At 73.0% G+C, this 8231-nt stretch carries 7 protein-coding genes; 5 read left to right on the plus strand and 2 right to left on the minus strand.

Annotated elements, in window-relative coordinates; genetic code table 11:
- The first annotated feature begins 302 nt into the window (after positions 1 to 302).
- Positions 303 to 1421, plus strand: a complete 1119-nt coding sequence (gene ald / locus IT40_RS25460; RefSeq protein WP_036761077.1) for an alanine dehydrogenase — start codon at positions 303 to 305, stop codon at positions 1419 to 1421.
- A 6-nt stretch (positions 1422 to 1427) separates the two neighbouring features.
- Here the strand turns inward: ald and IT40_RS25465 are convergent, their stop codons facing one another.
- Both IT40_RS25465 and IT40_RS25470 read right to left on the minus strand, forming a co-directional pair.
- Positions 1428 to 2918, minus strand: coding sequence for a CYTH and CHAD domain-containing protein (locus tag IT40_RS25465; RefSeq protein ID WP_052096331.1), 1491 nt, complete (start codon positions 2916 to 2918; stop codon positions 1428 to 1430).
- A gap of 152 nt (positions 2919 to 3070) precedes the next feature.
- Positions 3071 to 4351 (minus strand): S8 family serine peptidase, encoded by a 1281-nt coding sequence (locus IT40_RS25470; protein ID WP_052096333.1) that lies wholly within the window; start codon positions 4349 to 4351, stop codon positions 3071 to 3073.
- A 94-nt stretch (positions 4352 to 4445) separates the two neighbouring features.
- Here IT40_RS25470 and IT40_RS25475 point away from each other — a divergent pair, with 94 nt between their 5' ends.
- The 4 genes from IT40_RS25475 to IT40_RS25490 all read left to right on the plus strand — a co-directional run.
- The gene (locus tag IT40_RS25475) at positions 4446 to 4937 is read left to right on the plus strand and encodes an RNA polymerase sigma factor (RefSeq protein ID WP_036761079.1); all 492 of its coding nucleotides are present in this window, start codon (positions 4446 to 4448) and stop codon (positions 4935 to 4937) included.
- A gap of 45 nt (positions 4938 to 4982) precedes the next feature.
- A complete protein-coding gene (locus IT40_RS25480; RefSeq protein ID WP_036761081.1) occupies positions 4983 to 5690 on the plus strand; it encodes a hypothetical protein in 708 nt (235 codons plus the stop codon).
- A gap of 44 nt (positions 5691 to 5734) precedes the next feature.
- Positions 5735 to 7354, plus strand: coding sequence for an SLC13 family permease (locus tag IT40_RS25485; RefSeq protein WP_052096334.1), 1620 nt, complete (start codon positions 5735 to 5737; stop codon positions 7352 to 7354).
- A 136-nt stretch (positions 7355 to 7490) separates the two neighbouring features.
- Positions 7491 to 8231, plus strand: a 741-nt coding sequence (locus IT40_RS25490) for a glycerate kinase family protein (protein ID WP_036761085.1), incomplete at its 3' end; no start/stop codon positions are given.

Below are 8231 nucleotides of genomic sequence, written 5' to 3' on the forward strand. Positions count from 1 at the left end.
GGGCCGCGCCCTGGCCGGGCGTCGAGGTCGAGGTCGGGGCATGGCTCATCGGATACTCCTCCTGCGCGCAAACTGTCCTTCATCCATGAGATATTCGAGTATGCGAATATATGCAAGGGTGGCGAGCGGGGGAAAGCTTGCGCCCTGGCGCTTGACGGCGGCAGGATCTTCGATTCTTCTGGGAATCCGGGGCGTCCTTGTGCGCCGGCGCGCCTTGGCGGGGCTTGATTTCGCAGCATCTTGCGAAAGGCCAATGCCAGACTGGCGCCGGGAGTTCCAAAAACCAGCAGGAGGAGAAGGGAATGAGGATCGGCTGCCCCAGGGAGATCAAGCCGCAGGAATTTCGCGTGGGCCTGGCGCCTGCCGCCGCCGCCGAGGCCGTCCTGCGCGGCCACCAGGTGCTGGTCGAGGCCGGCGCCGGCCTGGGCGCGGGTTTCGCCGACGAGGATTACCTGGCCGCGGGGGCGCGGATCGTGCCGGATGCGGCCGCGGTCTTTGCCGAGGCCGAGCTGATCGTCAAGGTCAAGGAGCCGCAGGCGCCCGAGCGTGCCCTGCTGCGGCGCGGGCAGGTGCTGTTCACCTATCTGCACCTGGCGCCAGATCCGGCGCAGACGCGCGAGTTGCTGGCTTCGGGCGTGACCGCCATCGCCTATGAGACGGTGACGGATGCGCGCGGCGGGCTGCCGCTGCTGGCGCCGATGTCCGAGGTGGCGGGGCGGCTGGCGCCGCAAGTCGGCGCCTGGGCGCTGCAAAAGGCCAATGGCGGGCGCGGCGTGCTGCTGGGCGGGGTGCCGGGGGTCAGGCCGGCCAATGTGCTGATCATCGGCGGCGGCGTGGTGGGCGCGGCGGCGGCGCGGGTCGCGGTCGGCATGGGCGCGAACGTGACGGTGATGGACCGTTCGCTGCCGCGGCTGTCCTGGCTCGACGATCTCTTCATGGGCAAGCTGACCACCCAGCACGCCAGCGCGGCCGCGACCGCCGAGCTGATCCAGCGCGCCGACATGGTGGTCGGTGCCGTGCTGGTGCCGGGTGCGGCGGCACCGAAGCTGGTGTCCCGGGCGCAGCTTGAAACCATGCCGCGCGGCGCGGTGCTGGTCGATGTCGCCATCGACCAAGGCGGCTGTTTCGAGACCTCGCGCCCCACCACCCACCAGGATCCGATCTACGAGGTCGACGGCGTGATCCATTACTGCGTGGCCAACATGCCGGGGGCGGTGGCGCGGACCTCGACCCAGGCGCTCGGCAATGCCACCTTGCCCTTCCTGCTGGCGCTGGCCGACAAGGGCTGGCGCCGCGCGCTGGCCGAGGATGCGCATCTGCGCGCGGGCCTGGCCACGCATGAAGGGCAGCTGACCTCGCCGCCGGTGGGCGAGGCGCTGGGGCTGGCGGCGATCACCCCCGACCAGCTGCTGGTGGGCTAGGCCACCCTAGCGCCAGAAGCGCTTGGCATCGACCAGGGCCTCATGCGCTTCGGCGGCGGCCTCGACCAGGGCGCGCTTGTCGCGATCGGTGCCCAGCAGCGCGGCCGCCGCGGGGTCGCCGGCCAGGCCCAGCCGCTCGACCAGCGCCGGGGCCGCCGCCAGGTCGTTCAGCGCGCCCATGCGGTCCTGCAACGCCTCGAGCGCGGCCAGGAAGCGTGCGGCCCGGCGCCTGCGGCGCTTTTCCGCATAAAGCGGTGCGAAGAACTCGGCGGCATAGCGCAGCTTCTTGGCGTCCTTGCGCAATTCGTGCCGGGTCTCGTCATCCACATCGGCAAGGCCGATGCCGTCCTTCTTGACCTTGCGGCGCAGGCGGTCGAGCGCGGCCGAGGCGAATTCGCGCAGGGGCAGGTCGCGGATCTCGGCGGCCGAGGGCTGCGTCGTCCAGGGGCCGATGGCAAGATATTCCGCCAGGTCGAGCATCAGCAGCCGCGCCCGGCGCGAGCCGAGCGCCGTCCGGGCCTGGGCATAGGCCGCCATCCGCGCCGGCTCCAGCCGGGCGCGCAGCGCATCCGGCCGGCAGCGCAGGCGCAGCACGTCCAGGTCGCGCGCCTCGCCCAGCACCCCGGCCAGCCAGCGGCTTTCACCGTTCAGCCGCGCGGCCGTCTCGTCCTGAAGCATCGGCTTGAAGATGGACAGGGCCGAGCGCAGCCGGCGCAGCGCCACCCGCGCCTGATGCACGGCCTCGGGGTTGCCGGGATCGACCAGCGGCTCGTTGAGGCGGAACTGCCGCAGGCAGGCGGCCCCGATCTGGCGAAAGCCCTCGGCCGCCGCCATGTCGCGGTGCAGGGCTGTCGGCGCGGCCTTGTGCATGTGCAGCACCGGGCCCAGCAGGCGAAAGCCGTGATCGGCCTCGCTCAGCACGCCCAGGCGCAGCGGCGCGATCTCGTCCAGCCGGCGGGCCAGCGCGTAAAGCGCGGCGGGCGCGCCTTCGCGCAGTGCCAGCCGAAGCTCGCAGCGCGCCGAGCGGCGGTCGGCGGCCGTCACCTCGCCCCGGTCCAGCGCCAGCTCGATGTCGGCGCCCTGCCAGGACAGGGTCCAGAGCTGGCGCTGGATGTGCAGGTCGAACAGCGGGCCGATGTCGGCCATCTTTGACCCCAGCAGCGCGCAAAGCGGCGTGCGCTCGTCCAGCACCGGCCTGTCGCCCGCGATGGGCTGGCGCCATTCGGGCAGCACGAACAGATCGGCGGTGCTGCCGGTGGCCCGGACGGTCTGGATGCGCCCGGTTTCGTCCTCGCCTTCGCCTTCGCCCTCGGCCAGGCTCAGCGTAAAGCCGGCGGCCGCCAGGTCCCGGTCGGGCGTGTCGAAATAGGTGGCATGGAGCGGCAGGACGGCTGGCTCCCCCGGCAGCAGATCCGAGGCGCGCAGGGCCTCGGCCGCCTCGGGCGCGATCTCGAGCATCAGCTCCGGCACGGAGACCATGGTTTTCTGTTGCGGCATTTCGACCTTCCATCGGGCGCTTCCGGACATCGTGCCGGCCCGTCCCGGAACGGGCGGCGGCAGAGGCAGGATAACCGACGGCTGAAACACCTCCATGTCGGTTTTCGTCGAAACGCCGAAACTGCCGCAACCCCAGCCGCACCGTGCCGGGATCAGAGGCAGGGATCGGGCGGGCTGACCAGGCCGTGGCCGAAGACCTCGTCATGGCCGGCCTTGCCCAGATCCCGCGCGCTGGATTGCAGGCGCGCGCGCACCTCGGCCGGGGTCAGCCCCGGTTCCTTCTGCATCAGCAGCGCCGCGGCCGCGGTGACGAAGGGCGTCGCGAAAGAGGTGCCGGTCTTGGTCCGCGCCCCGCGGATCGAGGCGGCGGTCCAGACATCCACCCCCGGCGCCGCCAGGTCGATATGCCCGCCCCGGTTCGCCCGGCGATAGACCTGGGCGCGGCGGTCCACCGCCGTGACCGCGATCACCTGCGGATAGGCGGCCGGATAGGCCGGCTTCGCCGCCGGCCCGCCATTGCCCGCCGCCGCGACCAGCACGATCCCGTCCCGGTCCATGCGCCGGACCTGGCCGGCCAGGGCGTCGTTCGCCGGCCCGGCCAGCGACAGGTTCACGATCCGCACCTGCTGCGCGGCCAGGTAGTCCAGCGCCTCGACCAGCGCGAAGGCATCGGCGCGCTCGTCCTGGCGCTGCTTGTGAAAGGCATCGACGGCGACCAGCGACGCCCCCGGCACCAGCCCCGGCGTGCGGCCGTCGGCGCGCCCGACCAGCAGCGCCGCGACCGCGGTGCCGTGCATCTGGTCCGAGGCCGCGGCCTCGCCGTCCGAGGCGATGCGGTGCAGGCTGATCCGCGCATCCTCCAGCGCCTCGTGCCGGATGTTGAGCCCGGTATCCACCATGCCGATCCGGGGCGGCGTGCCGCAGGTCGCGCCATGCGCCGGCCAGGCGATCATCTGCCGGGCGGGGCAGTCGGCGCCCCGGCAGCCCGGCGCATTGCCCGGCCGGTAGTAATGGTTGAAATCGGCCGCCGTGGCCGAGGCCATGGCGCGCACCACGTCCCGCGCCTGCTCAAGGGGCATGGCGGCGGGCTTGCGCAGCCGGTGCATCGGCTCGCCCGCGCTGAGCCGGGTTTCGTGCAGCACCTCGAAGCCCATGTCCTGCAACTGCGCCAGATCGGCCGGCGACAGGCCGCGCGCGATCACCTCGTCCGGCGCGCGCTGGGGCAGGGGCTCGGCGCGGACCCGCGGCTGGGCCGGCGGCGGCGCCCGGCGGCGGGGCGCATCGTCATCGTCGTCGTCATCATCATCATCGTCGTCGTCATCGTCGTCATCGTCGGCCCAGGCGGCGGCGGGCGCCGTCCAATCGGCGCCGGGGCGCAGGTCGGCCAGCAGCATGGCGGCCAGCACGGTCACGAACAGCAGCAGGCGCGGCATTTCCCTTCCTCCATGAAGCCGGTTTCTGGACATTCTACGCCCGACACATTCTATTATTCCCCGCCCAGGTCAATTTTCCCGCCCGGAGGACTTCATGGATGCGGCTTTCGGCGAAGCCCTGATCGCCCTTTTGCCGAACCTGCGGCGATTCGCGCTGTCGCTGTCGCGCCGCGCCGATCTGGCCGACGACCTGGTGCAGATCACCGTCGAGCGCGCCATCACCCATGCCGCCGGATTCGACCGCCGCGCGCGGCTGGAGCCGTGGCTGTTTCGGATCATGCGCAATGCCTGGATCGACCAGACCCGGCGGCAAAGGACCGCGGGCACCCAGGTCGACATCTTCGAGATCCCCGAGGCGCTGCCGGTGGACCCGGCCCCGGCGCTCGAGGCGCATCTGATGCTGCAATCGGTCGAGGTGGCGATGGCCACCCTGCCGCCCGAGCAGCGCGAGGTGCTGCATCTCGTCTGCGTCGAGGAGATGAGCTATGCCGAGACCGCCGAGGTGCTGTCGATCCCGGTCGGCACGGTGATGAGCCGGCTGTCGCGGGCGCGGCTCGCGCTGGCCGGGAAGTTGGGAATAGAATGACGGGCGGCGCGTATACGGCGGGCAACCCGGCGGGAGGACAGGCCCATGCAGATCGACGATGAGACCCTGATGGCGCTGGCCGACGGCGAGTTGGAGCCCGACCGGGCCGAGGCGGTGCGCCGGGCCGTCGCCGCCGATCCCGAATTGCAGCGCCGGCTGCGCCGCTTTGCCGAGACGCGGCGCCTGCTGGGCGGCCTGCGCACCGGCGCCGGCGGCGAAGACCCGCTGGCCGGCATGATCCGCGCCGCCACCGCCGCGCCTGCGCCTGCTCCTGCGCCGCAGGCCGCGCCAAAGGCCCCGGCCGCGAACCTGAACCGCCGGCCATGGCTTGCGCTGGCGGCCTCGGCCGCGCTGGCTGCGCTTGGCCTTGGCTGGTGGGAATGGTCGGGGCGGGGCGCCGATGGGCTGCCGGGCGCCGAGCTGGCGGCGCTGGACGAATTGCCCTCGGGCGAGGTGCGGGTGCTGGCGGACGGCACCGAGATCAGCATGATCGCCTCGTTCCAGCTGGCCGGGGGGCAGTTGTGCCGCGAATATGAAACCGCCCGCGCGCGCGCGCTGCGCACCGTGCTGGCCTGCCGCGACGCGGATGGCTGGCAGGCGCGCTTCGCCGCCCAGGCCCAGGCGGACGGCGCGGACTACCGCCCGGCCTCGGGCCCCGAGAGCATCGAGGCGGCGCTTGCCGCCCTGGGCGCGGGCGAGCCGCTGACCCCCGAGGACGAAGCGCTGGCCCTGCGCGCCCTGCCGGGGGAATAGATCGGAGCCCGCCGCGTAATCCTGTAGACAGACAGGAGAACGCCATGACCGCCCGGACCCTTCTTGCCCCGACCCTGCCGCTTCCCCGGCCGCGCCGGCTGATCGCCGCGCTGCTGGCCCTGGCCATCATCGCCGCCGCCTGGGGCTTGCCCGCCACGCTGGAGCCGCGGGGGCGGATGACGCTGGCCGTCTCGGCGCTGGCGGTGCTGGGCTGGGTCGGCACGCGCCTGCCGGAATCGCTGGTGGCGCTGGCCGCCGTGCTGGCACTGGTGCTGGGCGGCGTGCTGAGCGAGGCGCAGCTTTTCGCCGCGCTCGGCAGCGAGCTGATCTGGCTGCTGCTTTCGGCCTTCGTCATCGCCGCCGTGGCCAGGGATGCCGGGCTGACCCAGCGGCTGGTCGCGCCGCTGATGCGCCGGGGGCTGCGTTTCGCGCCCTTCGCCCTGCTGCTGACGCTGCTGGTGGCGGCGACGGCCTTCGTGCTGCCCTCGACCTCGGGGCGGGCGGCGCTGCTGCTGCCGGTCTTTGCGGCGATCGCCGGCGCTCTGCCCGATCCGGCGCTGCGAAAGCCGCTGGCGCTGCTGTTTCCGACGGTGATCCTGCTGTCCGCCGGCGCCTCGCTGATCGGGGCGGGCGCGCATCTGCTGGCCGCCGCCAGCATCCGCAGCGCCACCGGCTTGCAGCTGGGCTATCTGGACTGGGCCATGCTGGGCCTGCCGTTTTCACTGGCCGCCAGCCTGGCCGGGACCGCGCTGATCCTGCTGCTGTTCGTGCCGCGCGCCTTGCTGATGGCGCCGCTGCCGCGGATCGAGACGCCGCGGCCGGACCCCGCGACCCGCCGCCGCCAGGCGCGCATCGCCCTGGTGCTGGCGGCGGTGGTCGGGCTGTGGCTGACCGCGCCGCTGCACGGCATCGGCATGGCGCTGGCGGCGCTGGCCGGGGCGCTGGTGCTGCTGACCCCGCCCTTTGCCACCCGCAAGCCCAAGGAGATCTTCCGCGCCGTCGATGTCGAGCTGCTGCTCTACATGGCCGCGACCGTGCTGATCGCCCAGGCGATGACCGCGACCGGGACGGATCGCTGGCTGGCCGGCCATGCGCTGGCCGCGCTGCCGCCCGCGCTGACCGGGAATCGCGCCGCCGTGGTGGCGCTGCTGGCCGTGGCATCGGTGGCGGCGCATCTGGCGATCACCTCGCGCTCGGCCCGTGCGGCGGTGCTGATCCCGGCGCTGGCGCTGCCGATGACGGGCTGGGGCCACGATCCGGCGCTGATGATCCTGGTCGCGGTCATGGGCACCGGCTTTTGCCAAAGCATGATGGCCTCGGCCAAGCCGGTGGCGATCTTCGGCCATGCCGAGGGCGCGGGTTTCGCGCAGCGCGACCTGATGCGGCTGGCGCTGCCGCTGGCGCCGGCCGTGACCGCGCTGCTGGTCGGCTTCGCCCTGCTGGTCTGGCCCGCGCAGCTGGAGCGGATGCGCGGCGGGGCGCAGGAAGCCCCGGCCTCGGTGTCGACTCCGGCCCCGGCGATTTCCGCCGCCCGGCCCGCGCCCCGGCCCGCGCGACTTCCGGCCGGGCCGCGCCACCCCCGCGCCATGGGCGAGTTGCAGCGGCTGCAGCACGAGGTGAACCGCGCCCTGCGCCCGGTGGGCCTGCGCATCACCATCCGATAAGATCGTTTCGGATCAAGGGGAAAGGGCGGCTCCGGCCGCTCTTTTCGCTTCCTGCCACAAATTTTTCGCATCGCGCCGGAATAATCCGCGGGTCCGGGCCGTAATCCCGCCAGACAACAGAAAAAGGATGCCGGATATGTCCCTGACCGTTCTGATCGCACCCTCGGGGTTCAAGGAATCGCTTTCCGTCAATCAGGTGGCCGAGGCCATCGCCCGCGGCATCCGCCGCGCCGCCCCGCATGCGACCATCCTGACCGCCCCCATGGTCGATGGCGGCGAAGGCACGACCGAGGCGCTGGTCGCCGCCACCGGCGGCCGCATGGTCGCCACCACCGTCACCGGCCCCCTGGGCCAGCCCGTGGCCAGTTTCTGGGGCATGATGGGCGGCGACGGCCCGCGCAGCGCGGTGATCGAGATGGCGGCGGCCGCCGGCCTGTCGCTGGTCCCCCGCGACCGGCGCGACCCGACGCTGACCACCAGCCGCGGCGTCGGGGAACTGATCCTCGAGGCGCTGGACCAGGGCGCCACCCGCATCCTGGTCGGCTGCGGCGACAGCGGCATCAACGACGGCGGCGCCGGCATGGCGCGGGCGCTTGGCGCGCGCTTCCTGGACGCCCAGGGGCGCGAGCTGCCCGAAGGCGGCGGCGCGCTGGAGCATCTGGAACGGATCGACATCGCCGGGCTCGATCCCCGGCTGGCGGGGGTGCGGATCGACGCGGCGGTGAACTGGCACAACATGCTGCTGGGCCCGCGCGGCGTCGCCCGCGTCTTCGGCCCGCAAAAGGGCGCCACGCCCGGGCAGGTCGGGGCGCGGGCCCGGGGCATGACCCGCCACGCCGCCGCGATCCTGGCGGCGACCGGGCGCGACGTGGCGGGT

It is taken from the genome of Paracoccus versutus (assembly GCF_000763885.1).
Classification (GTDB): domain Bacteria; phylum Pseudomonadota; class Alphaproteobacteria; order Rhodobacterales; family Rhodobacteraceae; genus Paracoccus; species Paracoccus versutus.